We start from the raw sequence: 26,374 nt of genomic DNA, 5'->3' as shown, positions 1-26,374 counted from the left end.
TAGGCTTATAGCTTAAGTCGGCTAAAGCCGACTAGGGTGTTGATTTTTAGTCCGGTTTAACGGACTTGAGCTATTAGCCATGTACTTGAGTACATGGCGATCGCATATGGAATAAAATATCTGTGAATGAAAGACGATACCTAATTGTAGAGACGTTACATGTAATGTCTCTACAGTTATTATAGGTTTTAACAACACATTGAGCAGAAAATTTAGCAATTCATCCTCCAAAAGAGCTATTTGTATAAACGGTAAACTGAGCTATATTTAATGCCGTACAAGCTTTAAATCAGGTGGCTTGGCACTCAGGATGAGAGTAAAAAATTCTCCTGACTCCTGTCTCCTGTCTCCTGACTCCTTCTCAGTGGTAATTACCGTACAAAACCGAATTTTTGAGTAATTTAGTAAAGTATGCTATGCTATATTGAAGAAGTTAGAACTCGCATTGCTAAAGTATACCCCTCTACGCATAGGCAATACCTCTCTTGAGGGATGCGGTTTTAATTAAGTATTACCCAAACCAAATTAACAAATTAATCGAGGTTATGACTCAGCAAGTAATTCACCCGATGGTGAAATTGCAACGTAATGTGCAATCACTTGTAGAATCGAAAATTATCAAGCCAAGTGATAGTATCTGGAAAATCGCCTTGCTCTATGGCGATGATTGGCAGCACTGGAAAAAGGAATTGTTGGACTTTGGATTTAGTATGCAAGATCCACTGAGCGAGTTGATTGAAGTAGAAACTTGGGATGATGAAAACTAGGATACCTTGCACATAGCTAATGCAGCGGCTAATTCCTGGGCAGTTTGAAAACGATCGCGTGGCAACGGTTCTGTCACATGATCAATCACATCCCTTAAATCAGGTGTAATTGTCGGCACTTTTGTGACATCAAAACGAAAATTTCGTCCTCGCTGGCGATAAAATTTGAAGGGGTGTTCGCCAGTGACTAAGAAAATTAACGTAGGTCCGATAGCATACAAATCTGATTGAGTCAAAGGTTGTCCTCTTTCTTGTTCTGGTGCGCAGTAACCTTCTGCACCAATACGAGTACCAGGGGTTGTGCCTATCTCCTTCACAGCGCCAAAATCCAAAACCACGATCTGATTATTGGCATTTCGCACCATCAGATTAGCTGGTTTGATGTCACGATGAATTAGTGGCGGCTCCTGATTATGCAAATAACTTAAAATGTCACAAGTTTGAATCATCCAAGCGATCGCTTGATTTGGCGTCACAGGACCTTTAAGATAAATAAGTTTTTCTAAATCCTGCCCATGAACTAATTCCATTGCCAAATACTTCTTCCCACCTTCGACAAAGAAGTCGTAATATTTAGGTATCCCAGCATGGTGAAGAGATTTGAGCGTATTTGCTTCTCGCTCAAATAACTCTCTTGCTTTAGCAACCTTTGCCATATCAGCATTCATTTGTTTTAACACCAACAACTGCGGGTGTCCAGACATATTCCCTACTCCATCCCAAGCGAGAAAAGTAGTACCCATACCACCTTGTCCTAAAGTCCGTAACACCTGATAATTACGAATAGTCTGTTGCACATTGAGGGGTTGACCGCAATGGATACAAAACAAATTATCAGGAGAATTACCTTCGTGGGTGCAACCATTAGGGGTTGTATTTTGTGGTATTGTCTGCTCTTGAACCTGGAATTTTAAAATTGGTCCTCCTTGGGCTAGTTGTAGCAAAGCATCATTTGGTAAAATTCTTTGCGTCACTAAAACGCCGTCAATAAAAGTACCATTAGTACCTTGACTAGTTACCTGCCACAAACCATCATCAGAACCAATCTTCCTAATTTCTAAATGATGCCGAGAAACTAAACTATTAGTTAAAACAACATCATTATCCCCCGAACGACCAACTCGAATCACAGTTTCGTTCTCAAAGCTCCACTGCTGGAGAGGCGTTTTTTTTTGCGTTTCTAACAGGGTTAGCATTACCATATCCCCTAACCCCTAGCTTGTTGTTCCAAATTTGGACGCACTTTTGCTCGAATTAACACGGCTGTGATATTGTCATGACCATTGTAAGTGTTAGCTAAATCAATTAAATCTTTAACACCACTTTCTAAATGAGTATTCTTATTCAACAGAGGTTCTAAGTGAGTTTGGACGTTAGTTTCTAGTAAATCATTATCTGATAAACCATCTGAGGCAAGAATAAACAAAGTATCTTCATTAATCTCAAAAAATTGTACATCAGGAATGATAAAATTCTCATCACGCGGTCCAAGGGCTTGAGTCAGCTGGTAAGCATCTTGACGGGCATAAGCCTCACTAGGTTCTACACCCCGTAAAATCTCTCGTTGCCCAACTTCATGATCTACTGTAAGTTGATCTAATCCTCGCTTGCGAGTAAAACGGTACAAACGGCTATCTCCTACATGGGCGACTGCGACATGAGTATCTTGGAGCAGTAACATTACCAAAGTTGTACCCATCCGTCCAACACCAGAACGGGCATCTTTTTGATTAAGATCGTAAATAGCTTTGTTTGCTTGCTTTACTGCTTCACGAATTTCCGCTTCAGTTGGTAGTTGATTACTAATCCAACGTGTTTGGAAGAATTGTCGTAAGTTATTGACTGCCAAAGCACTTGCCACTTCCCCACCTGCATGCCCTCCCATTCCGTCACATAAAATAAATAAACCACGGGCTTGTACAGAGCGGCTATTAGGCAACTCTAACTTATTAATTTGATTTTCAATGCCAAAATAGTCCTCATTGTGATTTCTTTGTCTTCCTACATCAGTAAGTCCAGCATTTTCCAAACTAATTAGCTGCATGGGCAAGACAACTGTTGGCATATCATCGTTTTTTACACCACTTCCCTCTGTATCTTCCAATTGTAAGATCGTTGGTGCGCTAGTAGTGATTTCTAGTGGAGTGTCGGCTTTTGTACTTTTTGGGATACCTTGTAGTTCAGAAGCGATCAATTGTAAACTCGATTGTAACTGAGCGATCGTCTGAATCTTATCCATTTCGATTTCTCCCAATAATTGCACTATTGAGCCAAATTGTGTGCGTTGGGATTGTCGAAATAAAGCTTGCCATATTCTTCCCAAAGTTTTAATCGTTAAAGGTGGTTCATCTTCCTGGCTTTGTGGCATGGGCGCACTATCCACATACAACCTTTGTAGAGCAACTGCCCCGTCTTCATCCAATCGTAGATTCGACAACTCCAATAAACTCTGACAACAATTAACTTTCTCCAGCACTATCCACAGTTGAGTCATCTGGTACAAACAATGTACGATCTGCAACGAAGTTGTTTTGTCTTCTTGCCACAAGTCAATTAAATACTGCCAATCGGATCGATCTTCAATTAAAACCACTTGTACACGATCTTGTTCCCATGCATCATGTAATGGTGGTATTCCCTGATGACACTGAGTTTGTAAACCAATGTAAGGTTTAGCAGTGTGAGGAATTCCATTTGCTTCAATTGATTGCGGCATCAAACTTTGTTGCTGTGCCAAGATTGTTTTCAGTGGCGACACTTGATATGGTAAGCAGTCTAATACCCTCACCTCTATCTCACCACTCGCTTCGTCTACAGGTGGTAATGCTTGGAGCAGTTGATAACGTTGATTGTTGTCTAAATAGCATTCTTGAGTGGGGGAGTTTGTGCGTGAGGGATTTCCTGTAATAATTGCCCACCAAAATTTTCCACATTCTGCACCGCAGTTGTGACAAAGTTGGACATTTACAGGCACAAGGGTTGTACATTGAGGACAATCCCTGTGAGTCAGGGAGTTTCCGCAATTTTGACAAAATTTGTTATTGTCAGAATTTTCAAAGCTACACCGAGGGCAAATCAGCATTATTGTGGAAGTTCCTTGATTCCAGTTCCAAAGTGCTTGTAGCCACTTAGATCCAGAGTGCCACAATTGGCAGCACTTGCCTACAGTAAATATTACAATATTGTGGTTTCACATGTGAATTTTTGTGGCAATTTTAATTTTGACGCGCTACCGGAAGTTGAATACTAAAGCAGGTATTATTTGACTCACTTTTCACCTCAATTGTTCCCCCCAAGGCAGATGTGAGTTTTTCTACCAGTGCCAATCCTAACCCTGTACCACCCTGTTTCCAGGGATCGTTACTTGGTATGCGGTAAAATTTTTCAAATATACGTGGTATTTCCCCTTGAGGAATTTCTACACCCGTATTGAGCACCTGTAATTGGATATAATCTGATTTTAATTGAGCGGTGACGGTAATTTTTTCACCCTCAGGACTGAATTTACAGGCGTTGGCAAGCAATTCTAGTAAAATTCGTTCTAAGCTAAATTGATCAATAATCAATGCTGGAAGCTCAGCGTCTACAAAGAGTCCCATCTGGTGATGAGAACAGTGGCGGTTACGTGCTTTAAATAGTTCCATTACCCTCATAAGCCATTCCTCTACCTGTATTGTTTCCAATACCAGTGGTTTAGGGTTGGTTTCCAAGCGCTGTAAATCGAGAAAGTTGTTAATGAGGTTGATTTCGCGATCGCACTCATTATTCAGTATATCTAAGTAGCGAGTCGCTCTAGCTCGTTCTGCTGCTGACTCGGATAAATTTTTTTCCTGATTCAGTGCAATCAACAGCATCTGAATTGCCATTTTCATATTTGTCAGTGGTGTACGTAATTCGTGGGAAACCGTACTGAGAAACTCTTCTTTCAGGCGATTGAGACTAACTTTTTCGTCTTCTGCTTGCTTGTGAGCTGTAATATCCTCACAAACCATAATTATTGTCGGCACATTCTCATCAGGTACTATCCGCGCTACAACCTTTACCCACACAATTTTACTTGCAGGGCAGTTCAAGCGAAATTCCTCCTTAACGATGTCAATAGGTGATGAACACAACTTCATCAATTCGTCAGCTAACTTTTGCTGCTCTGACAAAGCAAACAAATCAAAAATTGGCTTTTTGATTAATTCTTGTGGCGCATACCCCAAACAGTCTGCACCAAATTGATTTACTAACAAAATTGTCCCCAACGCATCCAAATTGAAGTATACACAGGGGGTATTGTCGTAGATTTTCCGATACCACAGCAGTTCGTCTTGGGTACGACGTAGGGTTTCTGCTGAACAAATTTCTAAATCGCAAGCTTTTTCAGGCACAAGTTCCAAGTGTGCAGGCGTTAACACAATATCTTGATTTTCGGCAAGCATGGGGCAAGTTAAATTGCTGATTGGGAATCATCAAACTTCAGCTTGCACCTAAATACTGAGTTTGAAAAGGTGGTAGGAAAAAATTATTTTACTATAATTTTGGCAAAATAGCGAAAAAATTTAGATGGAAAGACGTTCCGCCGGAACGTCTCTACAGTTAAAAAACCGATTTGTGTAACAATTTCTGTTCACTGGCGGTAAGCTCGCGCCATTGACCTGGTTGTAAACCATCTAATTGTAAATTATTGATACTAATTCTTACTAGTCGTAAAGTCGGAAATCCCACCGCTGCCGTCATTCTTCTTACCTGGCGGTTTTTTCCCTCTGTTAAAGTCATTTCTAACCAAGCTGTTGGCACGTTGAGGCGAAATCTAATTGGTGGATCTCTCGGAGGTAACGGTGGTTCTTCAGGTAACAATTTTACTTTTGCCGGACGAGTTAGGTAATCTTGGATTTTTACACCTTTTTTCAGGTTGGCGATCGCATCCTCATCCGGTATTCGCTCCACTTGTACCCAATAAGTACGTTCATGAGCAAACCGAGGATGAGACAAACGATGTTGCAATTGTCCATGATTTGTTAACAAAAGTAAACCCTCACTGTCCCAATCCAAACGCCCTACAGGATATACATCGGGAACATCAATGTAATCTTTTAAAGTACTACGTGTCGGCGAGTCCTGGGTAAACTGACTCAGAACACCATAAGGTTTGTAAAATATTATGTATCGATATTGAGCCATATTTCCATAATGCCATCTCTATTGCGCTTACCCCCATCCACAATGATAGAATCAATTCTCATGCTAGGGGTGCCTGTAAAACCAGGCTGAGATCACACCCTTAACACCTGAATCCGGGTAATACCGGCGGAGGGAAGCTGTATATTGAGGAAAGCAAATATGCGGACAGAATGGGTTGCCAAGCGGCGTGGACAGAATAATGTAACCCAAATGCACTACGCACGTCAGGGTGTCATTACCGAAGAAATGCACTACGTCGCCCAACGGGAGAATTTACCTGTTGAGCTAATTCAAGCAGAAGTGGCGCGGGGAAGAATGATTATCCCGGCGAATATTAACCACACCAATCTAGAGCCGATGTGCATTGGTGTAGCCTCCAAATGTAAGGTAAATGCCAATATCGGTGCTTCCCCCAACTCTTCTGACCTTGAGGAAGAAGTTGCTAAGCTAAACTTAGCGGTGAAGTATGGTGCTGATACAGTGATGGATCTTTCCACTGGTGGTGGAAACTTAGATGAAATTCGCTCTGCCATCATCAAAGCTTCACCTGTTCCCATTGGGACTGTACCAGTCTACCAAGCTCTAGAAAGTGTCCACGGGAATATTGAGAAACTCACACCAGATGACTTTCTTCACATTATCGAGAAACACGCTCAGCAGGGAGTCAGCTATCAAACCATCCACGCGGGAATATTAATTGAGCATTTGCCCCTAGTAAGAAGCCGCCTTACTGGCATTGTCTCTCGCGGTGGGGGTATTTTAGCACGGTGGATGCTACATCACCACAAACAAAATCCGCTTTACACCCACTACCAAGACATTATCGAAATTTTTAAGAAATACGATGTATCTTTTAGTTTAGGTGATTCACTGCGTCCTGGTTGTACTCATGATGCTTCTGATGATGCACAATTAGCAGAACTTAAAACTCTTGGACAATTGACTCGTAAAGCTTGGGAGCATAATGTACAAGTGATGGTAGAAGGTCCTGGACATGTGCCAATGGATCAAATTGAGTTCAATGTCAAGAAGCAAATGGAAGAATGTTCGGAAGCACCTTTCTACGTGCTAGGACCATTGGTAACTGATATTGCTCCCGGTTACGATCACATTACTTCAGCAATTGGCGCAGCGTTGGCAGGATGGTACGGTACTGCAATGTTGTGCTATGTAACACCTAAAGAACACTTAGGTTTACCAAATGCTGAAGATGTGCGCAATGGTTTAATTGCTTACAAAATTGCAGCTCACGCAGCCGATATTGCTAGGCATCGCCCAGGTGCAAGAGACAGAGACGATGAACTATCTCGCGCTCGTTACAACTTTGACTGGAACCGTCAGTTTGAATTAGCACTCGATCCTGAACGCGCTAAGGAATATCACGACGAAACTTTACCTGCTGACATTTACAAAACAGCTGAGTTTTGCTCCATGTGTGGACCTAAATTCTGCCCAATGCAAACTAAAGTTGATGCTGATGCTCTCACGGAACTGGAGAAGTTTTTGGCGAAAGACAAGCAAGTAGTAACTAGTTAGGTATTGTTTGTAGAGACGTCCCGTTGGGGCGTCTCTACATTTCCCGATACCGCTGTTGAATTTCCTCAATGGTAAATACCGCCTCAAACTTTAACCCTACTGACTGGTAAAACTCTGCTCCCCCTTGCTGTCTATCTACTAGTGAAATTACTTGCTCAACTGTATAATCTGCTGCTGTTAGCCGTTCAACGGCTTTCATGGCAGATTGTCCAGTGGTGACAACATCTTCTAAAACTACGACTTTTGCATTTTCTGGCAAGTTAGGACCTTCAATGTATGCTTTTGTACCATGTCCTTTGGCTTCTTTACGAATAATTAGGGCTGGGATTGAGCGATTTTCATACACGGAAACTACACTCACAGCACTGACGATAGGATCTGCTCCTAATGTTAAACCAGCGACGGCTTGGGTATCTAGGGGTAGTAGGGATAAGAGAGTGCGTGCGATCGCCACAGCACCTTGCGGATGTAACGTTACCTGCTTACCATTAATATAATAAGAACTTTGCTGCCCGGAGGAGAGGACAAAATTACCCTCTTGATATGCGAGGTGACAAAATAAATCTAGTAATTTTTTGCGTACAGTAGTCAAATCAGCAGTAGTTGCCCAAACATTTGACTCAGTAAAGGTTTTGGCTTGATCGAGCATTACAACACGTTTAAATTTATGTTACACCAATGGATGAACTTACAAAAGTTCATGTGTTTCCAGCATAAGTTAAGATTCGCAAAAAACATACAGGTGTAATATATATGGGTTTCCAGTGTAAATCACTCAGTGCAGTTATAGTGCTAATTGCTACTATTGCTTTTTCGTCTGTGGCAGTAGCGCAAACAAAAACAATTAATTATGAAGAAACTAATGACGTGTTTAACCGGGCTTATTTTCAAAATGATCCCGATTTTTATGAGAATCAAACTTTCCAGCGTCAGGTAAACTGGATCATTGGACCTGGCTCTTTTTTTCGCAACTCCTTCCCAGAAAGTGAGATTGCACGAGATGCTGAGTTGGTGAATATTGTCTATCGTGATGTGCTTACCCAACAGGTGAGCAACGATCCCTATCTTCGGACTCCAGATTTACCTAATCCTTACAACACCTCATTATTAGCTTCTCCCCAATTGAATGCCCATAAACTCAGAATGGGAACTGAATTCCGTTTTGAAACTTCTTTACCTAGATAAAACGTAGAGACGCGAAATTTCGCGTCTCTACAAATGCGCCCTACTGGAATCGAACCAGTCTGAAGGCGAATTATGAGTTCGCTGCCTCCCCAATCGGCCAAAGGCGCTCGTTTTGTTTTTGCGTTTTTCCAGTTTTTTTACTTAACTAGCTTAGTTTATGCTATATCCTTACTTTAGCATAACTAAGATATTAGTAAACATTGTGGTCAACATTAATCCATTATATCATGAGCGAGTAGGTTGTAAACACGGAAATTTATAATTTGACAAGAGGATAGCGCCGACTAATATTGATTAAGTCCCTATGTATTGAAGTAAAAAGCTTTAATACTTATGAATAAATTAGCAATATAGTAGCAGTAGCTCGTCAGCTATGAAACTAAATTCCACTGTAGTTTTAACGTTAAGTTTGTTAACCCTGATGTTGGGATCTGGGTTTATCAGCGCATTTTTAGGATTTGATATCGGGAGTAAAGCGCTTAAAGGTGTGACAGCACCAGATGCTCGTCCCGCTACCAAGTTTGCTAGCAGTAAGTCTAACACCCAACATGGGGGGCTAGATTTACTGAGTGAGCAGGAAATCCTCAAAGTTGTCAAGGCACGAATTGAAGGCAAAGCTAAAATTGCTAAAACACGCCAAAAAGACGAAGATGAGGAAGAAAGCAATAACAATCAGAAAAAGCTAGAAGCCCAAAAATCTCCAGAAGAAGTTGAAAAACCCCAAGCAGGATTTCCGCTCGCAGCTCAGAATGAAGGCGTTTCTCTGGCTGTGCAATCTGCTCGCTTTTCTGGTGGTGCTTTGCTGCTAAAAGTAAAAATGCAAAATCAAGGTAAAGATTCTGTACGTTTTCTGTATAGTTTTTTGGATGTCACTGATGATAAAGGACGAACGCTAAGTGCTAGTACAGACGGCTTACCAGCAGAATTACCAGCAAATGGACCTGCATTTTCTGGTACAGTTAGCGTTCCCACGCCTTTACTTGATGATGTTAAGCGGATTTCACTCTCTCTGACAGATTATCCCGCACAAAGACTGCGGCTTGTAGTATCAGATATTCCGGTAGAAAGGTAGTGGGGGAGAAAGGGAGTTTGTGAGAGTCGATTAAACTCCCTTACTCCCCTACTCTCTTTCTTGTTTTGGGTGTGTCCATTTTACATGTGCTTTGGTAGTGAGTGCTTGGAGTAACTTGAATTGGGTAGATGTGGGGCTAAGATTGTTGTCAGTAACGCTACTGATTACTATCAATGCTTTTTTTGTGACAGCAGAGTTTTCTATGGTAACGGTGCGGCGATCGCGTATCCTCCAATTAGTAGAAACAGGTGACTCTCAAGCGATCGCCGTTCAGTTGTTGCAACGTAGTATTGATAGACTGCTATCTACAACCCAGCTAGGTATTACCCTCTCTAGTTTGGCGCTGGGTTGGATTGGCGAAAGTACAATAGTTGTGCTAGTCAATACATGGCTATTATCTTCTCCCTTACCGAGCAGAATTAGTTTGTTCTTGGCTCATTCTTTGTCAATTCCGCTCACATTTTTTTTCTTAGCTTACCTACAAATTGTTCTAGGGGAATTATGTCCCAAATCAGTAGCTTTACTGTACTCAGAACAGTTAGCACGATTTTTGGGACCTTTTGTTAAAGCAATTGTACGATTCTTTAACCCCTTCATTTGGATTTTGAACCAATCCACTCGTTGGCTGTTGCGTCTTTTTGGCATTGAGTACACAGCTAGAAGCTGGCGTCCACCCGTTACATCTGAAGAATTGCAACTCATTATTTCTACGGAGCGAGAATCTACTGGGTTGCAAGCAGAGGAACGAGAACTGCTAAAAAACATTTTTGAGTTTGGGGATGCGAAGGCACAATCAGTCATGGTTCCTCGTACCAGTATTGTCTCCCTACCCAAAAATGCTACCTTACAGACTTTTTTGAAAACCATGGTAGCAAATGGTCACTCTTGCTACCCAGTAATTGGGGAGTCTTTAGATGATATTCGCGGTATAATTTACTTTAAAGACTTGGCAAAACCATTGGCGATGGAGAAAATATCTCTAGAAACACAAATTCAGCTTTGGATGCGCCCAGCACGGTTTGTGCCAGAACATACACCTTTACATGAATTGTTGCCTTTAATGCAGCAAGGTGAGCCAAGTATGATGATGGTAGTAAATGAATTTGGCTCCATCGTGGGACTGCTGACTATTCAAGATATAGTTGATCAAATTATTGGTGATACAACTGAACCAGAAAAGACTAATAAGTTGCTGATTCAGACTTTAGACGAACAGACTTTACTGGTACAGGCACAAATAAACTTAGAAGACCTCAATGAATTTTTACATACTAGCTTACCCTTAAAAAAGGACTATCAGACACTGGGCGGCTTTCTGCTGTACCAATGGCAGAAAATGCCTTCACTGGGTGAAACTTTCCGTTATCAAAATCTAGAATTCACTATTGTATCTGTGATGGGTCCACGCCTGCACCAAATTCAGTTACGACGTTTGTAAGCCACCGGATCAACTTGTCCTAGTTCAGCAAAAGCCGCTAGACGCAAGCGACAGGCATCGCAAACACCACAAGCGATTTCGTCACCAGTATAGCAAGACCACGTTAACTCCCAAGGAACTCCTAGTTGATTTCCTAATTGGATAATTTCGGTTTTTTTCAAGTTAATTAGAGGTGTAACAATTGTAATGGGTTGTCCTTCACGACCAAGTTTTGTTCCTAAACGGAAAACCTCCTGCATTGCTTGAATATAATCGGGACGACAATCGGGGTATCCTGAGTAATCTAAGGCATTGACACCAATGTATACTCGTTGGGCAGCAAGTGTTTCGGCATAAGCTAGAGCAAAGCTTAAGAAGATGGTGTTACGCGCAGGAACGTAGGTAACGGGAATATTTTGTGCCATTTCATCAAGCGATCGCAACACAGGTATTTCGATGGAGTTGTCAGTTAGCGCTGAACCACCCCACTGCCGTAAATCAAAATTTACCACTTTGTGCTGAGCGACACCAGCACGTTTGGCGAGCGCTGCTGAGCAGTGTAGTTCTTTTCTGTGTCTTTGCTGATAATCAAACGAGATTGAGTAACACACACATCCATCAGCTAGAGCTTGGTATAAAATAGTGGAAGAGTCCAATCCTCCTGACAATAGAATTACAGCTTTCATCAATTTAATGTTAATATTTAATTAATTTGTTGATCTTCCATTATTCTTGGTTGCCCTACAATTAGCTCTCATAGTTTTTCCCGTCAAAAAAACTACAAATCTTACTTGGTGTAAAGCGCCACATAGCATCAAAGATAACTAACTAGAAAAAAGAAACTTAAATGGCGGGAACTCATAACAAACTTTGAAATTCTTCATAGAGAGAACCTCTATGTTACCATCTGGATGGTTTTAGATGACTCATCATTGGCTTTTAAGTAACAAAGCCAATGATTGTAGCGTCTCTAAATTTGGTGGTTGAGGAGAGAATGAGAGTGCAAAATAATAATACTATGTTAGCAGGAGAACAAAATGGGTATGGACATCGTAATCAACACCGCCCGATCCGCATAGGTGTAATCGGCGTGGGTAATATGGGACAAAACCACGCTCGTGTACTGAGTTCAATGAAAGATGTTGAACTGGTAGGCGTAGCAGATATTAACGTCGAGAGAGGGCTAGAAACCGCCAGCAAATACAAGGTACGTTTTTTTGAGGATTACGCAGAACTACTACCTCATGTAGACGCTGTTTGTATCGCTGTTCCCACCCGGATGCATTACGCTGTAGGAATTAACTGCTTATTGGCAGGAATTCACGTTTTAATTGAAAAGCCGATTGCCGCAAGTATTTCTGAAGCTGAATTCCTGGTGAATGCGGCAGCCGAATCTCAATGTATTCTACAAGTAGGTCATATTGAGCGCTTCAATCCAGCATTTGGGGAATTGAGCAAAGTGCTAAAAACAGAAGAATTGCTGGCGTTAGAATCTCACCGTTTAAGTCCTTATTCAAATCGAGCCAACGATGTTTCCGTTGTGCTGGATTTAATGATTCACGATATCGACCTACTATTAGAATTAGCCGCGTCGAACGTAGTGAAATTAACAGCTAGTGGTACTCGTGCCTTGGATTCTGGTTATTTAGATTATGTAACAGCTACCTTGGGTTTTGCCAATGGGATCGTTGCTACCTTAACAGCCAGCAAAGTTACTCACCGTAAAATTCGCCGCATAGTAGCTCATTGTAAAAACTCATTCACAGAGACAGATTTTCTCAGAAATGAAATTTTGATTCACAGACACACCACTAATTCAGGTGACTATCGGCAAACCCTTTATAAACAAGATGGAGTGATCGAAAAAGTATATACTGGTAACATAGAACCCCTAAGAGCAGAACTAGAACATTTTGTTAATTGTGTGCGTGGTGGCAATGAACCCTCAGTAGGGGGAGAACAAGCGCTGAAGGCTCTACGATTAGCAAGCTTAATTGAGCAGATGGCTCTGGAAGATAAGGTTTGGAATCCGTTAGAATGGCAACCTGAATCTAGAGTGCAATCATTGACACCAACAATTTAATTTTGGATTTGGGATTATGGATTATAGTTGACAGTTGACAATTAACTGTTTAGCAATTCCTAATCTCCGGGACTACCAAATAAAAAAGTATACAATTACGAATTGTGGAAGTAAGCATCCCTGCCTGCTTTTAGGGGCGGGCAAGGATGCTCCGCAGTCGCCTCAACTCTGGGAACCAGAGCACGGCGCTGCTCTCCACCCCACAAGATGATGCCCAATCCACAAGATGGATAATTTCTCTGTTGGTAATCCCTAAAATCTAAAATCTTAGGTAATCAATTCTATGCTCGAATGGATCACTAATACCATCAACTCCTTAGGCTACATCGGCATCGCAATGCTTATGTTCCTAGAAAACCTCTTCCCTCCCATACCTTCAGAACTAATTATGCCCTTAGCAGGCTTTACCGCCAGGGCGACTCCAGAAAAACTGAATGTGTTTGGTGTATTTCTGGCAGGTTTGGTAGGTTCAACATTAGGCGCACTAGTTTGGTATTACCCAGGTAAATTTGTTGGCGAAAGGCGTCTCAAAGATTGGGCTGATAAATATGGCAAGTGGTTGAGTGTATCTAGTAAAGATATTGATAAAGCCAAGCGCTGGTTTGACAGACAAGGTAGCAGAGCTGTTTTAATTGGTAGGTTAGTGCCGGGAATTCGCACATTAATTTCTGTGCCTGCGGGTATCAGCAGTATGCACTTAGTACCTTTCTTATTTTATACTACTTTAGGTAGTGCAGCTTGGGTAGGTTTGCTAACCTATTCAGGATATGCATTAGGTAGCCAGTATGAACTGGTGGACAAGTACCTTGCCCCTGTGTCCAAAATTGTCATAGTCACATTAGTGATAGCATTTGTCGTCTGGGTGGTCAAGCGTAAACAACAAAACAAGCGAAGATAAAAAAATTTGTGTAAAAACAAACTTTAAATTAGAGTAACTCTCGTGTAATCTTTGCTTAAAGATGTTAAATAGTAGAGTCAACTGTGTTATCGCTCTATCTGAAGTATTAAGTAATCTTAGCTAAATTTATGAATGCAGTTGACGTAACTAATAATTTCTGATACACGCATTTTTGTAAGATGAGCATGATAACTTGTAAAAGCGATTGCTTGTACTAGGAGCTTAAATGACAGACCAACCTACCGCCGCTACCCCCATGAATGCCGCAGCTATACCAATGAATAGAGTTTCGGCATCTACTCCAATTAATGCTACTCCTCCTACTCAGCCTAGTAGTAACGTATCCGGGAAGAAGATTCTCAGTGTTGACTTAGGTAGAACTTCGACAAAGACTTGCGTTAGCCGCGAACCGAATAACGTGATGTTCATTTCGGCAAACGTCCAGCAAATGTCAATGGAAAAAGTGCGGGGAGGTGTTTTTGAAGCCCGCGCAACCGATCCATTAATGGATTTGTGGCTAGAGTATCAAGGCAGTGGCTATGCAGTTGGTCAACTAGCTGCAGATTTTGGGGCAAACTTAGGAGTGGGGCAATCAAAAGTAGAGTCGGCACTAGTAAAAACGTTAGCTTGTGCCGGCTACTTTAAGCTAAAAGATGAAATATCCGTAATTCTCGGGCTGCCTTATCTTTCTCAAGAACAATTTGAAAAAGAAAAAGCACAACTAATTAGCCAATTAAGTGGTCCCCACGTTATGAACTTTCGTGGCGAACCTGTGACAATTAACATTAGCAAGGTTTGGGTGATGCCAGAAGGCTATGGCAGCTTACTGTGGTGTGAAGCCCAACCAAAAAAAGGCGCGGTGATGCCCGATTTTACTAAAGTGTCGGTGGCAATTGTCGATATCGGACACCAAACTACTGATTGCCTCATGGTGGATAACTTCCGCTTTGCACGAGGTGCTTCTAAGAGTGATGACTTTGGTATGAGCAAGTTCTATGAACTAGTGGCAGCCGAAATTGAGGGCGCAGATAGTCAGTCTCTGTCTTTGATTGCAACTGTAAACAGAGCTAAAGGCGATCGCTACTACCGTCCCAAAGGCGCTTCCAAACCCACCAACCTAGATGATTTTCTCCCCAACCTCATAGAAATGTTTTCTCGTGAAATTTGTAGCCGTGTGCTAGCATGGCTGCCAGAACGTGTCACTGACGTAATTCTTACTGGAGGCGGTGGAGAGTTCTTTTGGGAAGATGTTCAACGTCTACTCAAAGAGGCGAAGATTAACGCTCACTTAGCTGCACCATCTCGCCAAGCTAACGCCTTAGGGCAGTATATTTATGGAGAGGCACAGTTATCTGCCAGTCGCTCTGCTAGGTCATAAAGCAAATGTTCCAATGGTCAAAAAAGGTAGTGAAATCCGTTACGTTCGATCCAGGTGTTGCTGATGAAAGCTTGTTAGCTCTCGTCGAGAGCTATTTGGAGAAAGATCCAGACAAGACTTTTAGCGATCTGTGTAAAGAAGCCTTGTGGCAGTCTTTGTGCGTACCGGAATCTGTAAAACCTACCCCAAAACCAGCAGCAACATCAGGGATGGAACAACAAATTGCCGCACTAAAAAGTCAAATCACTGACCTTGAGGAACGTTTTTTTGCTAAAGAATCTCATCGGTTGGAGACGATTGAAAGTCATCTGCTACAACTAAGTCAACAGGTAGCACAGTTGGCTATTATTGTCAATCAGTCCTCTGTCAGTCAGTCTCCAACGCCATCAGTACCAACAAGAGAAGTGGTTAATACTACTCCTACTTTTGTGAATGCGACTGCTAGCTATCCTGTTGAAGATGATCCCGTTATTAGTCGCCTTAGTCAGTATCTGGATGATTTCTAAGGAAACCAGAGTTTAATTTTTTGCTGCTGTACTGCCTCCTTAATGGAAATTTCTATTAAGGAGGTTTAATATTTGTTAAGTCTATTTGGATGTTCTATGCGATTGGTTTTATACAGTAAGCCTGGTTGTCATTTGTGTGAGGGTTTGCAGGAGAAGTTGATGGAGATTGTGGAGAGGGGGGTTTTTGCTGGTTTGGAGTTGGAGGTTCGGGATATTACGACTAGGGCGGATTGGTTTGAGGTTTATCAGTATGAGGTGCCGGTGGTTTTTTTGGACCGCCTTCCCTTCGGGACGCTTCGCGAACGCGCAGCGTCTCGAAGAGAAGACGCCAAGGTAAGAGAGGAGCTTTTGCCTCGTCCGTCTCCTCGTGCTACTGTGCAACAGTTGGAGCAAATGCTCCGGAAGTATGTTTAGCTGTTTGTAAAAACAAGATACATGGTGCAGAATAAGCCGAAGATAGTTTGTGGGTGAATTAAGATGAAGTTGCGGGATTTGTTGGCGGTGGTTGATGGTGTTGGGGGTTTGTCTGAGCATCCGGCTCTGGATGCTGATGTTTTGGGTTTGAAGACTAATTCTCATGCGTGCGGTGCGGGTGATTTGTTTATTGGGATGCCGGGAACAAGGGTTGATGGTGGGGATTTTTGGGAGAGTGCGATCGCTCTTGGTGCGATTGCGGCAATTGTTTCTCCTAGTGCGGCGCAAAAACATCCCCCGTCGTCTGGGGGGGTTCCCTATCTTATCACTGCTGCTAATATGGTTGAGGCTTGTGGGCAATTAGCTGCTTGTTTTTATGGCTATCCCGGACGAAAGCTCAAGTTGGTGGGTGTGACTGGTACGAATGGGAAGACTACTACTACTCATTTGATTGAGTATTTTCTTGTTCAAGCTCATTTGCCTACGCTTTTAATGGGTACGCTTTATACTCGTTGGCAGGGTTTTGTGCAAACTGCTGTCCATACTACGCCTTTTGCTGTGGAGTTACAACAGCAGTTGGCTGCTGCTGTGGATGCTGGTAATGAGTTTGGGGTGATGGAAGTTAGTTCTCACGCTTTGGCTCAGGGACGAGTTTTGGGTTGTCAGTTTGAGGTGGCTGTGTTTACTAATCTTACCCAAGATCATCTCGATTTCCATCACGATATGGAAGATTATTTTGCGGCTAAGGCTTTGTTGTTTGGTTCTAATTATCTTAGGGGACGTGCGATTGTTAATTTAGATGATTCTTACGGTCAGCGATTAATTGCTCTGGTAGATTCAGAACGGGTTTGGAGTTATAGTGTTCATGATTCCACGGCTGATTTGTGGATGAGTGATTTGAATTATGAGCCTAATGGTGTTAGTGGGATGTTGCATACACCAAAGGGTGATGTTGCTTTTCGATCGCCTTTAGTTGGTCAATATAATCTGGAAAATTTGTTGGCTGCTGTGGGAGCGGTTTTACATTTAGGATTAGATTTACATTTGGTAACAAAGACTTTAAGTGATTTTACAGGAGTACCTGGACGGATGGAACGGGTACAAGTTAGTCCTGAGCAAGATATTAGTGTGATTGTGGATTATGCTCACACGCCAGATAGTTTAGAAAATTTACTCAAAGCTGCACGTCCGTTTATTCCTGGGAAGATGATTTGTGTTTTTGGCTGCGGTGGCGATCGCGATCGCACTAAGCGTCCGAAAATGGGTAAAATAGCGGCTGAGTTATCAGATACAGCTTTTGTGACATCTGATAATCCGCGCACTGAAGACCCACAAAGAATTTTACAAGATATTTTAACAGGAATTCCAGAAACGGCAAGTCCAGTAGTAATATGTGATAGGGCTACTGCTATTCGTACCGCTATTTTGCAAGCACAACCAGGAGATGGTGTCTTGCTAGCTGGCAAAGGTCACGAAGACTACCAAATTCTCGGCACAGAAAAAATTCATTTTGATGACCGAGAACATGCACAAGATGCTTTAAAACAAAGAGTTAAAAAAACAAGTTAATGGAAGACTGGCTAATGGCTAATGGTTTATGGTTAATAGAACAATTAACAATTAACCATTAGCGATTAGCAATTCAAAATTCCTTTTTATTTTGCCTCAGAACGCCTAACTCATGCATTTTTCTTTGGCTCGGGAACTGTCAGTTTACCAGTTGGCAATGGGTGTACAAGCACCTCCTTCTTCATTGCCACTCAGTTGTGCTGCTTTGCTGTCGCAACTTCGGGCGCAAATCGACTTACTCATCGAACAGCAGATTTTAGCTAGTTTATGGGTAAAACTTCCTCCAGGCAAAATTTGGCAATCAGAAATCCAACGGTATCAAACCTTACTAGGAGTATCTGATGCTACCTATACCTGCTACTTTGAAGCGATGGGAGTCGGGACACTCCCTCACACTCCCACTTCTATCCAAGTACAATTCCCACCAGATAGCCTGCTACGACGGGAATACTTTGTGATGATTTTGTCACCGCAGTTTTGCAGTTTAATATTGGCTTATAAACCGCAAAGAAAGCAAAAAAAACGTGATTTGTCAAGTACTCAAAAGCAAAATAAATCTCTATTCTTGATTACTACTTTTGAGGGCAGAGTCATTCAACGAGTGTTTGATGGCATTAAACAGTCTATCTTACCTCAATTATCCTCGTTACCTGTTAATTTTATTTGTCCCCCAGCACCAGAATCAAAAACATTAAGTCATCTTTTGCTCACACAACTGCAACGACAAGATGAAATTAATCGCCAAAAGGTAGCAAATCGTTTGGCTAAAGTACAACAGCAAAATCAAAAATTACAAAACTTTTTGCAACTTAAAGATGAATACCTGAACAATCTGTGTCAAGAAGTGCGTATCCCTCTGACTCATATTAAGACAGCTTTGAGTATACTGGACTCCCCTAATTTAAAAATTCCTCAACGCCAACGTTATCTCCAGATGATCAAACTAGAGTGCGCTCGCCAAAATTCTTTGATTAATGGGGTATTGGAGTTAGTCCAATTAGAAAGTAATCTAGAAAAGATGAGTTTAGAGTCAGTACACTTATGTGATATTGTACCTGGAGTAGTGAGTACCTACCAACCTCTAGCGCAAGAAAAAGGCATCATGTTAGCTTACACTGTACCCACGGAACTCCCTGCTGTATGGTGTGTCAGTGGCGGGATCAAGCAGATTGTCATTCATTTGCTTTCCAATAGCATTAAGTTTACCGAAAATGGTGGACAAGTGTGGGTACGTGCTAGTGTTCAAAGTGATTATGTCCAACTGGAATTCCGTGACACTGGTATTGGTATAGCGGAAAGCGAAATTACCAAAATTTTTGAGCGTTTTTACCGTGTACGTCCTGTCGCCAAGGTTGATCCCGGTGGTGCGGGTTTGGGTTTAACTATTATACAGCAGTTACTTGGGCGTAGTGGCGGCTCTATTTCTGTTAAAAGTAAGCAATTTGAAGGTTCTACCTTTACAGTACAGTTGGCTATAGCCCGAGAAAATTAAAATCAATCAGTTGACAGTTAACAATTAGCAATCTCACAATTAGCAATTGAGAAATTAACAATTAGCAACAAACAATGTTTATCAATCTAATTGCAGACTACGGTAATGCGGACGCGGCTTTTGCTGAGGTTCAACAACGTTTATTGATGGGATTGCCCAATGCGCAAATCAATTCACTTTCAGTACCAGCCTTTAGCACCTTAGCTACAGGTTTTTGGATTGCTCAACTTGGTCTTAACCCTGGACCAAAAGAGTATTTAATTTATCATAACTGCGCACCCCGTCAAGATGACAAAAAACCGCGAAAGGATAATGAAGGTGAAGGATTAACATACGCTTTGCTACCTGGTAACGTTAAGGTGGTAGGTGTTAACGCTGGTTATACTCTTTCTTTTATCAAAGAATATGCACAAATTATGCATATTGTCAAGGTATCTAGGGGCGGATCGCAATTTCGCTCTCGTGATGTTTTTCCTAGTGCGGCGATTCAGATTGCTCAGGGTGATTTGAGCTTGTTAGGTGAAGTTTTAGAAGATAGCGATATTCCCAATCCACCTTACGACCGAGTCGCTTGGATTGATGGGTACGGTAATATCAAAACAACCATTCCGGCAGATACTGTGAACTTGAAACCCGAAGAAAAGATTGTGATTCGCGTTGGGGATGTTGTCAGCGATGCTGTATACTCAGATGGTAGTTTTAGAGTTCCAGAAGGAACTTTAGCTTTTTCTCCTGGCAGTTCCGGTTGGTCGAGAGCTGATGGTTCTAAGTCAGTTCGTTGGATGGAACTATTTCTGCGGGGTGGCAATGCTTGGGAACGTTTTGGCAAACCGCGAGTCAATCAAGTAGTTACTCCGATTGGTTGATGATTAACTTCCAATGGTAGGTAAATTGTTAAAATTTCCCCACTTAAAGGACGTTCTTTGACAGTAAGTTTGCCGCCAATTGCTTGAAACAGATGCTTGGTGGCAGCAAAATTTAAACCAATCGTACCCGTTTCTGGTTGAAATGTGAGCAAATGGCCAAGAGCTTTACGAATAGGTGGATAACATTGTGCTGTTGTAGCATGTGTTTCACCTTGAGATTGGAGTTTAGTCAGTAATTGTAACTTGAGTTGACTGCCCGCAGGTATGACCTTGACTTGAATATGGCTACCTGAGGGCAAACTACGGGTAAAGTTCTCAATTAAACCAGTGAGCGCTCGGTCTAACATGTTAGGATTACTCACAACTGTTGGTAATTGTTGAGGTAAAACAACATCTAGATTTAAATTACGCCGAGTTGCGGCTTGTTGCCAACGTGGAATGCTTTGCTGTAAGACTTGATCAAGAGACATTGCTGTTAATTGAGTGCTTGTACATTTTACAGCACGGGATGTTTCCAGTTCTGCGGCTCTAAATAGCAATTCCATACGATCAATTTGCTCTGTACACTCATGATCGATCATCTCCAAGCGCTTAATTACGTTTGCAGGTAAGTCGCGCCGCTTGAGTAATAAACGAGTGATGGTGCGAATTGTGGAAAGAGGAGTGCGCACTTCATGAGCAAAGGCTTGCAGCAATTCTACATCGGGGATTGGAGATTGGGGATTGGGAATTGGGGATTGGGGATTCTCAGTCTTATGTACCGCATCACTTTGTCCTTCTGATGCTTCTTCTGGTAATTCCTGAAGCAACAACTGGCTAAATTTCATGACTATGCGGTAATCTGGTGTTACGGGAGCATACTTTTGTACTGATTGTTCCAGTTTGGTAAATAAATCTGGATTACTTAGTATGACTCGCGCACCGAGCGATCGCCACGTCTGTTCAACTACTTCTGGCTCAAAGGAAAAAGAAAACTTTTTATGACCATTGTTGTCTTCTGCTAAAACTAGCACTAATCTAAATTTCGTAGTAAAAATTAAGCAAAACTGCTCTCTTACCAACGGATCTTGTTTCAATAACGGTAATACTAACTCAGAAGCGGCGCATTGATTTGCGACAGTCACATCAGTTGGCATCTCAAATGGCATCAGCGCCAAAGGATTAAATGGCTGATTTGTAAAAGTTACTGTCTGCAAGCTTTGCGTCAGGTTGAAATTGCTCAATACTGGTGCTGGGGCTGCTAAAACTAATCCTTGTGTGGCGTCAGGAGATGCATCTGCTAAAGTATTTAGTAACAGTTGTTCTATTGCTGCGACGCTCACACGCCATTGCTGTTCCGCTTTAGCAGATGAACACTCAGCCACAGTAGACTGATGAAAAGCTAAAATTTCCCAGACACTAGGTAATATCCATTCGTACACAAGTTTCCACCCCTTAAATTCGCTTTATGCAAGCATTGAACTACTACCTATGAGGTTATCGGTATTTGTGGTTTTATGAAAGTCGTAGAACCGAACAACAAAAAGCGCAATTTCCTCTGCTATGGAGACGTTACATCATCGTTCATACATCTAATAACCCATCCATTGGCAGATAAATAGTTTAAACCTCTGGATGATGGAAAAAACAGAAAAATAAGGGAAAACATATATATAAGCGCAAATAAAGCAAAAAGCACTAAAAAAAATTATTTCTGTGCTTTTTGATTGTTTATGGAGGATAAACAATGGCTTTCAGCAAACCTTTAAATGAGCTACGTGGACATCAACGAGCAGTAGGTGTGTTCTCTAGCCGCAGTGATGCAGAGTATGCACTTACTGAACTTAGAGATGCAGGATTCAATATGAATAAGGTTTCTGTAATAGCCAAAGATGGCGATCACTATGGTGATATTGCCGGTGCGCAAACACAGGAACATGTAGGGAATAAAGCAGATGAAGGAGCTGCCAAAGGAGCAGTTACAGGTACTGTTTTAGGCGGACTCACAGGATTACTAGTAGGTTTAGGTACTTTAGCAATTCCTGGTGTGGGACCCATTTTGCTCGCAGGTGAGGTAGCATCTACTCTAGCTACAGCCGCAGTTGGTGCTGGCATTGGAGCTGCCACTGGTGGTTTGTTAGGCGGGCTAGTTGGTTTGGGTATTCCTGAAGAAAGAGCTAGAGTTTACAGCGATCGCGTCTCTAGTGGTGATTATCTAGTGATTGTCGATGGAACCGATGACGATATCCGTCGTGCCGAAAATATTCTCACAGGCAGGGGTATCCAAGAATTTGGTATCTACAACGCACCTGGTGTAGCTTCAAATCAAACCGATTATGTAGAACCTGTCAGTTCCGCTCCTGAAACTATTCCCAAAGATCAGGTTGTTGTTGTAGATCGGCGTACACACACCATATAAAGTTTTGTTTGTCAATAGATAGCAGCATTCAACATTCGCTCCTCAACCTTACACACAAATTAACCGTTTTCAACAAATATTCTACTGGAGAATGAAAATGAAAAAGCTTATTCCCTTACTAATTAGTGGTGTTTTGGTTGTAGGTGCGGCTGGTTGCCAAACCGAATCGAAAACCAGTAGTGACGCTCCCAGCAGTACAACTGAAACCGTTAACGCACCAACAAAAGAAACTGCGGAAAAATCACAAAGCGATGCTACCAGCGAAGTTCGTAGAGATCAATTAAATTCTGATATTCGCGCTCGTGAGCAACGTAACGATGCTACTGGTGGTGATACTGATCGAGCTGATGCTGATTTGCAAAGTGAAGTTCGCTCGAAGTTAGAAGCAAATTTACCAGCTAGTCAGTTAACAGTTGCGTCAAAAGAAGGTACTGTGACTATCGGTGGAACAGTACCCACACAAGAGCAACTTAATAAGATTCCTACTTTAGCTCAAGAGATTAAAGGAGTTAAAGGAGTAAAGGTTGCTGTAAAAGTAGCTCCAGCAACAAACAAGGCACAGTAGAAAATATCAATGCCTTGGGCAGGTATCTTTCGTTCTTCCGCAAGCAGCCTAGAACTTTAGTTCTAGGCTTATAGCTCAAGTAGGTTAAAACCGACTAAACTGTTGATTTTTATGTAGATAATCCTAGAGTACGACCAGGAAACCCAGCAGTATCAAAGTAGCGCGTTTTGCCTACTGTTTGATACTTGAGAACTGTGGTTAAACCGTTATCAGCAGGAGGAGACTTAAGCGTAAAAGATTTATGATTGAAGCTATCGGGTCCACCTTTAAGCGCTTCATCTAAGACTCGACCTACTAGTTTACCCCGAGGCGATAACTTGAGATTGAGTATCTTTGCTATAGTTCTTGGAACATCAGCATTACTTGCAGGCATTAAATCTTCATAGTCCTGTTTAAAATCGGGACCAATTGCTGCCATTGTATTGTAGGTGTCAGCACGACTAAAGCTACCATGCATACCTTGCCCTTGCTGTAAAGTCGTATCCGATATTTCTACACCACATGCTGTAGGAATACCGCAACCCGTGTCAAAGGAGCGAAAGTTAACCATAATTGAGGGTGTGGGAGTACGTGCAGCTCCCCGAAGTGCGATCGCCTCTATAGGTAAAGTCCCAGGAATTTTACCCAAAGACTCATCCACAAATATACCACTTACATAATCCTGCTTCAGCAGCAAATCTACTATTCTGTTGGCAATTTCTTTTTTATTTACGGCGTTACGCAAATAAATCAAATCAGAACCGCCATTACCAGCTACGGTTATATCTGGGTTTTTGGGGTCTTTGGCAATGATATTATTTCGAGAAGATTGCCCCTTAGTTGGATCAATTAAAACATTGTTGTTATCTGGATCGAACAGAGGCAGTTGCAATTCCTGTGCTATATCAATTGCCACAAACCCAACTGGGAGGAAACCTTTGGGTACATCTGGGTAAGAAAGCGTTGCCGCATAACTAGTTTTGCTTTCTTTACTGATAGTTGAGAAACCGTGATCCGAGACAACAAAGATATTGGTAGTCTCTTGTAAGCCCAAATCTGAAAGTGCAGTGCGAATTTGCGCCAAGTTCTTGTCTACATTCTTGCGTGCTGCTAGAGTAGTAGGACCGTTAATACCAGGAACTAGTTGGTTGAGGCTATCGCCGTGGCTGTGCTGAGTTCCATCTGGATCGCGGGACCAGTATACTAAGACAAAAGGTTTTTGCCGTTTTTGAAATAGGGGCAAAATTACTTTAGTAGTGGCATCAGCAAAATACTGTTGCTGTTCAACATTGGCAACTTTAGTACCTGGTGTTTTGCTATCGCCTGCTTTGCCATTGTCTCCCCGTGATGGAGTAGCTTTTGGGAGAGAATTCTTACTAAGTAGCTCAGTAACTTCTTGACTCAAGGGAATTCCTTTATCTGTACCAGTGGAGTCATCAAAAATAATGCTTGCTTCACCCTTGTCTTGAGTAATATCTTGAATGAAGACAGGACCAATTTTTCCCACAGCCGCCGTGCTGAAACCTGCTTTTCGGGCAATTGCCAGTAGACTTTCTTCATTGAGATAGTTAGCACCAAACTGTCGGTTTACTTCTCGAAGAACTAAATTGTTCTCTAAGTAGGGAACTAAGCTGTTTTTAGCAGTTTTAACAGGAGCATTAACTTTGATAGTATTACTAAAGTCACCAGTATCTCCTAAATAATGACCGGTAGCGATCGCAGATGCATTGGCGGTAGTGAAGGTAGGAAACAGAGAGTGACTATTGGAAAATTTTACTCCCCGTTCGCGAATCTCGTTCAAAGCTGGAGTATCTTTCGGATTAATCGAAGTTGGACGCAACCCATCTGCCACAAAGATAATAGCATTGTGTTGCGTAATTTGCTGTGTACGTCTTTCAGGAGCTGCCTGACAAGCGACAATAACTGAAATGACACATAACGATAGAAGAAACCAGCGGCGTTTAAGTCTAAATAACCGCATACACCCTCGTGTATTAGGACATATAGGACAACAAGATTGTAATCCCTAGTTTCGGAAATTTACTGAGCTTGTATGTTATATCTTTTAGACTGACGCACTGCTTTCCATCTTACAATAGTGCAGGGCTGAAAATCTTGACATATAATTCAGTTTAAGGTAACTTAAATTCCCTTCTCATCCCAGCAAGCTGAGAGTATAAATTTATTTCCATGTATGCCCTTATCTCGCCAGAAAAAATTCAGCTACCACCGGGAACTGTTGTGCGGATGCCAAGTTCCTGGCAAAATTATCAAATCTTATGTAAAAGCCGGGGAGATTCCTCCATTCCCAGAATTAAGTACCGTTTAGGAGAAATTCTACTAATGTCTCCTCTGCCTAAACACGGACGAGATGCCAATATTCTAGCTGATGTAGTGAAAGCATTGCTCGATTCTCAAAATCGCAACTACGAAGCATTCACACCCATCACGATGGATTTACCAGAATTCGGGGGAATTGAGCCAGACTACTGCTTCTACATCGATAACTGGCGATCGGTTGTTGGGCGAGATAGATTACAATGGGGCATCGATGCATCCCCCGATTTAGTGATTGAAATCGATGTGACAACCTACACAGATGTAAACGATTACTTTCCTTATAAAGTGCCAGAGGTTTGGTTGTTGAAAAGAAACCAGCTAAAAATCTACGGCTTACAAGAAACTGAATACCAACCACAAACTGTCAGTCGGTACTTTCCAGGTATTGATTTGCAAACGCTCGCATTTCAATGTTTGGAAGCCGCAAGCGAAAAGGGGACTGGAATTGCTGTGCGAGAGTTGCGCCAACGTTTGTCAAAGGATTAAAAAATGTCTGAACAAAAACCCACAAGTCCTTGGAAGTATAAACCTTGGTGGTGTCAACCTTGGTCTATTCTACTCACTGGTGTTACTATAATTACTGGTAGCTGGTTAATATTTAAAATTGTTTGGTTAACTATTCTTGTCTCTATACCTATATTAACGTGGATGGGCTTTTTCTTGTTAATTTGGCCTCAACTGATTGTGCGTAGTGGTGTTTTAGATTCTTACGATTCGCAATAAATGTGTAGAGACGCCCC

25 protein-coding genes, 1 tRNA gene and 1 riboswitch are annotated in these 26,374 nt (G+C 41.9%); of the genes, 17 read left to right on the top strand and 9 right to left on the bottom strand.

Annotated elements, in window-relative coordinates:
- Positions 1–545: 545 nt before the first annotated feature.
- The gene (locus ICL16_RS15375) at positions 546–767 is read left to right on the top strand and encodes a DUF4327 family protein (RefSeq protein ID WP_190829212.1); all 222 of its coding nucleotides are present in this window, start codon (positions 546–548) and stop codon (positions 765–767) included.
- Here ICL16_RS15375 and ICL16_RS15370 read toward each other — a convergent pair.
- The 4 genes from ICL16_RS15370 to ICL16_RS15355 form a co-directional block, all read right to left on the bottom strand.
- Positions 764–1,969: a protein kinase domain-containing protein gene (locus ICL16_RS15370; RefSeq protein ID WP_190829210.1), complete on the bottom strand. Its 1,206-nt coding sequence runs from the start codon at positions 1,967–1,969 to the stop codon at positions 764–766. The two genes, ICL16_RS15375 and ICL16_RS15370, sit on opposite strands and share 4 nt — an antisense overlap.
- 5 nt (positions 1,970–1,974) lie before the next feature.
- A complete protein-coding gene (locus ICL16_RS15365; protein ID WP_190829208.1) occupies positions 1,975–3,849 on the bottom strand; it encodes a serine/threonine phosphatase in 1,875 nt (624 codons plus the stop codon).
- A gap of 133 nt (positions 3,850–3,982) precedes the next feature.
- Positions 3,983–5,194 carry a PAS domain-containing sensor histidine kinase gene (locus tag ICL16_RS15360; protein ID WP_190829206.1) on the bottom strand — a complete coding sequence of 404 codons (1,212 nt, stop codon included), beginning with the start codon at positions 5,192–5,194 and terminating at the stop codon, positions 3,983–3,985.
- Positions 5,195–5,351: 157 nt separating this feature from the next.
- Positions 5,352–5,936, bottom strand: coding sequence for a pseudouridine synthase (locus ICL16_RS15355; RefSeq protein WP_190829203.1), 585 nt, complete (start codon positions 5,934–5,936; stop codon positions 5,352–5,354).
- Positions 5,937–5,991: 55 nt separating this feature from the next.
- Positions 5,992–6,088: riboswitch (TPP riboswitch) on the top strand.
- 7 nt (positions 6,089–6,095) lie between these two features.
- Here ICL16_RS15355 and thiC point away from each other — a divergent pair.
- Entirely contained in the window at positions 6,096–7,472 is a 1,377-nt protein-coding gene (thiC, locus tag ICL16_RS15350; protein ID WP_190829201.1) for a phosphomethylpyrimidine synthase, read from the top strand.
- A 34-nt stretch (positions 7,473–7,506) separates the two neighbouring features.
- Here thiC and pyrE read toward each other — a convergent pair whose 3' ends face one another.
- Positions 7,507–8,121, bottom strand: a complete 615-nt coding sequence (gene pyrE / locus ICL16_RS15345) for an orotate phosphoribosyltransferase (RefSeq protein ID WP_190829199.1) — start codon at positions 8,119–8,121, stop codon at positions 7,507–7,509.
- Positions 8,122–8,225: 104 nt separating this feature from the next.
- Here pyrE and ICL16_RS15340 point away from each other — a divergent pair, with 104 nt between their 5' ends.
- Positions 8,226–8,657 carry a hypothetical protein gene (locus tag ICL16_RS15340; RefSeq protein WP_190829197.1) on the top strand — a complete coding sequence of 144 codons (432 nt, stop codon included), beginning with the start codon at positions 8,226–8,228 and terminating at the stop codon, positions 8,655–8,657.
- Positions 8,658–8,691: 34 nt separating this feature from the next.
- Here the strand turns inward: ICL16_RS15340 and ICL16_RS15335 are convergent.
- Positions 8,692–8,764, bottom strand: a tRNA-Met gene (locus tag ICL16_RS15335).
- Between the two features lie 266 nt (positions 8,765–9,030).
- Here ICL16_RS15335 and ICL16_RS15330 point away from each other — a divergent pair.
- Both ICL16_RS15330 and ICL16_RS15325 read left to right on the top strand, forming a co-directional pair.
- Positions 9,031–9,729: a hypothetical protein gene (locus ICL16_RS15330; RefSeq protein WP_190829195.1), complete on the top strand. Its 699-nt coding sequence runs from the start codon at positions 9,031–9,033 to the stop codon at positions 9,727–9,729.
- Between the two features lie 97 nt (positions 9,730–9,826).
- Positions 9,827–11,167 (top strand): CNNM domain-containing protein, encoded by a 1,341-nt coding sequence (locus ICL16_RS15325; RefSeq protein ID WP_190829193.1) that lies wholly within the window; start codon positions 9,827–9,829, stop codon positions 11,165–11,167.
- Here ICL16_RS15325 and queC read toward each other — a convergent pair.
- Entirely contained in the window at positions 11,149–11,832 is a 684-nt protein-coding gene (gene queC / locus ICL16_RS15320; RefSeq protein ID WP_190829191.1) for a 7-cyano-7-deazaguanine synthase QueC, read from the bottom strand. The two genes, ICL16_RS15325 and queC, sit on opposite strands and share 19 nt — an antisense overlap.
- Positions 11,833–12,140: 308 nt before the next feature.
- On the opposite strand from queC, the gene ICL16_RS15315 reads away from it, so the two are divergent.
- The 8 genes from ICL16_RS15315 (at position 12,141) to ICL16_RS15280 (ending at position 20,352) form a co-directional block, all read left to right on the top strand.
- Positions 12,141–13,229 (top strand): Gfo/Idh/MocA family protein, encoded by a 1,089-nt coding sequence (locus ICL16_RS15315; RefSeq protein WP_190829280.1) that lies wholly within the window; start codon positions 12,141–12,143, stop codon positions 13,227–13,229.
- A 283-nt stretch (positions 13,230–13,512) separates the two neighbouring features.
- A complete protein-coding gene (locus ICL16_RS15310; protein WP_190829184.1) occupies positions 13,513–14,127 on the top strand; it encodes a DedA family protein in 615 nt (204 codons plus the stop codon).
- 226 nt (positions 14,128–14,353) lie between these two features.
- Complete coding sequence (gene fcmB / locus ICL16_RS15305) at positions 14,354–15,505, top strand: filament morphology actin-like protein FcmB (RefSeq protein ID WP_190829182.1); 1,152 nt, start codon at positions 14,354–14,356, stop codon at positions 15,503–15,505.
- 5 nt (positions 15,506–15,510) lie between these two features.
- Positions 15,511–16,011 carry a filament morphology membrane protein FcmC gene (gene fcmC / locus ICL16_RS15300; RefSeq protein ID WP_190829180.1) on the top strand — a complete coding sequence of 167 codons (501 nt, stop codon included), beginning with the start codon at positions 15,511–15,513 and terminating at the stop codon, positions 16,009–16,011.
- Between the two features lie 96 nt (positions 16,012–16,107).
- Positions 16,108–16,425 carry a glutaredoxin family protein gene (locus tag ICL16_RS15295; protein ID WP_190829178.1) on the top strand — a complete coding sequence of 106 codons (318 nt, stop codon included), beginning with the start codon at positions 16,108–16,110 and terminating at the stop codon, positions 16,423–16,425.
- A gap of 63 nt (positions 16,426–16,488) precedes the next feature.
- Positions 16,489–17,994, top strand: a complete 1,506-nt coding sequence (locus tag ICL16_RS15290) for a UDP-N-acetylmuramoyl-L-alanyl-D-glutamate--2,6-diaminopimelate ligase (RefSeq protein WP_190829176.1) — start codon at positions 16,489–16,491, stop codon at positions 17,992–17,994.
- Positions 17,995–18,106: 112 nt separating this feature from the next.
- Positions 18,107–19,486: a DICT sensory domain-containing protein gene (locus ICL16_RS15285; RefSeq protein ID WP_190829174.1), complete on the top strand. Its 1,380-nt coding sequence runs from the start codon at positions 18,107–18,109 to the stop codon at positions 19,484–19,486.
- A 74-nt stretch (positions 19,487–19,560) separates the two neighbouring features.
- Positions 19,561–20,352: an SAM hydrolase/SAM-dependent halogenase family protein gene (locus ICL16_RS15280; protein WP_190829172.1), complete on the top strand. Its 792-nt coding sequence runs from the start codon at positions 19,561–19,563 to the stop codon at positions 20,350–20,352.
- Here the strand turns inward: ICL16_RS15280 and ICL16_RS15275 are convergent.
- Positions 20,328–21,773, bottom strand: coding sequence for a HAMP domain-containing histidine kinase (locus ICL16_RS15275; protein ID WP_190829170.1), 1,446 nt, complete (start codon positions 21,771–21,773; stop codon positions 20,328–20,330). The genes ICL16_RS15280 and ICL16_RS15275 overlap by 25 nt on opposite strands.
- 305 nt (positions 21,774–22,078) lie before the next feature.
- Here ICL16_RS15275 and ICL16_RS15270 point away from each other — a divergent pair, with 305 nt between their 5' ends.
- Together ICL16_RS15270 and ICL16_RS15265 are read left to right on the top strand one after the other, a co-directional pair.
- On the top strand, positions 22,079–22,750 hold the full coding sequence (locus ICL16_RS15270; RefSeq protein WP_190829168.1) for a general stress protein: 672 nt from the start codon (positions 22,079–22,081) through the stop codon (positions 22,748–22,750).
- Between the two features lie 97 nt (positions 22,751–22,847).
- Positions 22,848–23,315: a BON domain-containing protein gene (locus ICL16_RS15265; protein WP_190829166.1), complete on the top strand. Its 468-nt coding sequence runs from the start codon at positions 22,848–22,850 to the stop codon at positions 23,313–23,315.
- Positions 23,316–23,424: 109 nt separating this feature from the next.
- Here ICL16_RS15265 and ICL16_RS15260 read toward each other — a convergent pair whose 3' ends face one another.
- On the bottom strand, positions 23,425–25,275 hold the full coding sequence (locus tag ICL16_RS15260; protein ID WP_190829164.1) for an alkaline phosphatase family protein: 1,851 nt from the start codon (positions 25,273–25,275) through the stop codon (positions 23,425–23,427).
- 209 nt (positions 25,276–25,484) lie between these two features.
- On the opposite strand from ICL16_RS15260, the gene ICL16_RS15255 reads away from it, so the two are divergent.
- The gene (locus tag ICL16_RS15255) at positions 25,485–26,120 is read left to right on the top strand and encodes a Uma2 family endonuclease (RefSeq protein WP_190829162.1); all 636 of its coding nucleotides are present in this window, start codon (positions 25,485–25,487) and stop codon (positions 26,118–26,120) included.
- Between the two features lie 3 nt (positions 26,121–26,123).
- Positions 26,124–26,357 carry a DUF6737 family protein gene (locus ICL16_RS15250; RefSeq protein ID WP_190829160.1) on the top strand — a complete coding sequence of 78 codons (234 nt, stop codon included), beginning with the start codon at positions 26,124–26,126 and terminating at the stop codon, positions 26,355–26,357.
- Positions 26,358–26,374 lie beyond the last annotated feature (17 nt).

The organism is Iningainema tapete BLCC-T55 (assembly GCF_014698965.1).
Classification (GTDB): domain Bacteria; phylum Cyanobacteriota; class Cyanobacteriia; order Cyanobacteriales; family Nostocaceae; genus Iningainema; species Iningainema tapete.
Note: the sequence above shows the minus strand (reverse complement) of the source record. Positions and strands in the feature narration are given on the sequence as shown.

Coding starts and splice junctions, on each gene's coding strand:
- ICL16_RS15375 (WP_190829212.1), top strand. CDS start 546: ATGACTCAGCAAGTAATTCACCCGATGGTGAAATTGCAACGTAATGTG.
- ICL16_RS15370 (WP_190829210.1), bottom strand. CDS start 1,969: ATGGTAATGCTAACCCTGTTAGAAACGCAAAAAAAAACGCCTCTCCAG.
- ICL16_RS15365 (WP_190829208.1), bottom strand. CDS start 3,849: ATGCTGATTTGCCCTCGGTGTAGCTTTGAAAATTCTGACAATAACAAA.
- ICL16_RS15360 (WP_190829206.1), bottom strand. CDS start 5,194: ATGCTTGCCGAAAATCAAGATATTGTGTTAACGCCTGCACACTTGGAA.
- ICL16_RS15355 (WP_190829203.1), bottom strand. CDS start 5,936: ATGGCTCAATATCGATACATAATATTTTACAAACCTTATGGTGTTCTG.
- thiC (WP_190829201.1), top strand. CDS start 6,096: ATGCGGACAGAATGGGTTGCCAAGCGGCGTGGACAGAATAATGTAACC.
- pyrE (WP_190829199.1), bottom strand. CDS start 8,121: ATGCTCGATCAAGCCAAAACCTTTACTGAGTCAAATGTTTGGGCAACT.
- ICL16_RS15340 (WP_190829197.1), top strand. CDS start 8,226: ATGGGTTTCCAGTGTAAATCACTCAGTGCAGTTATAGTGCTAATTGCT.
- ICL16_RS15330 (WP_190829195.1), top strand. CDS start 9,031: ATGAAACTAAATTCCACTGTAGTTTTAACGTTAAGTTTGTTAACCCTG.
- queC (WP_190829191.1), bottom strand. CDS start 11,832: ATGAAAGCTGTAATTCTATTGTCAGGAGGATTGGACTCTTCCACTATT.
- ICL16_RS15315 (WP_190829280.1), top strand. CDS start 12,141: ATGAGAGTGCAAAATAATAATACTATGTTAGCAGGAGAACAAAATGGG.
- ICL16_RS15310 (WP_190829184.1), top strand. CDS start 13,513: ATGCTCGAATGGATCACTAATACCATCAACTCCTTAGGCTACATCGGC.
- fcmB (WP_190829182.1), top strand. CDS start 14,354: ATGACAGACCAACCTACCGCCGCTACCCCCATGAATGCCGCAGCTATA.
- fcmC (WP_190829180.1), top strand. CDS start 15,511: ATGTTCCAATGGTCAAAAAAGGTAGTGAAATCCGTTACGTTCGATCCA.
- ICL16_RS15295 (WP_190829178.1), top strand. CDS start 16,108: ATGCGATTGGTTTTATACAGTAAGCCTGGTTGTCATTTGTGTGAGGGT.
- ICL16_RS15290 (WP_190829176.1), top strand. CDS start 16,489: ATGAAGTTGCGGGATTTGTTGGCGGTGGTTGATGGTGTTGGGGGTTTG.
- ICL16_RS15285 (WP_190829174.1), top strand. CDS start 18,107: ATGCATTTTTCTTTGGCTCGGGAACTGTCAGTTTACCAGTTGGCAATG.
- ICL16_RS15280 (WP_190829172.1), top strand. CDS start 19,561: ATGTTTATCAATCTAATTGCAGACTACGGTAATGCGGACGCGGCTTTT.
- ICL16_RS15270 (WP_190829168.1), top strand. CDS start 22,079: ATGGCTTTCAGCAAACCTTTAAATGAGCTACGTGGACATCAACGAGCA.
- ICL16_RS15265 (WP_190829166.1), top strand. CDS start 22,848: ATGAAAAAGCTTATTCCCTTACTAATTAGTGGTGTTTTGGTTGTAGGT.
- ICL16_RS15260 (WP_190829164.1), bottom strand. CDS start 25,275: ATGCGGTTATTTAGACTTAAACGCCGCTGGTTTCTTCTATCGTTATGT.
- ICL16_RS15255 (WP_190829162.1), top strand. CDS start 25,485: ATGTATGCCCTTATCTCGCCAGAAAAAATTCAGCTACCACCGGGAACT.
- ICL16_RS15250 (WP_190829160.1), top strand. CDS start 26,124: ATGTCTGAACAAAAACCCACAAGTCCTTGGAAGTATAAACCTTGGTGG.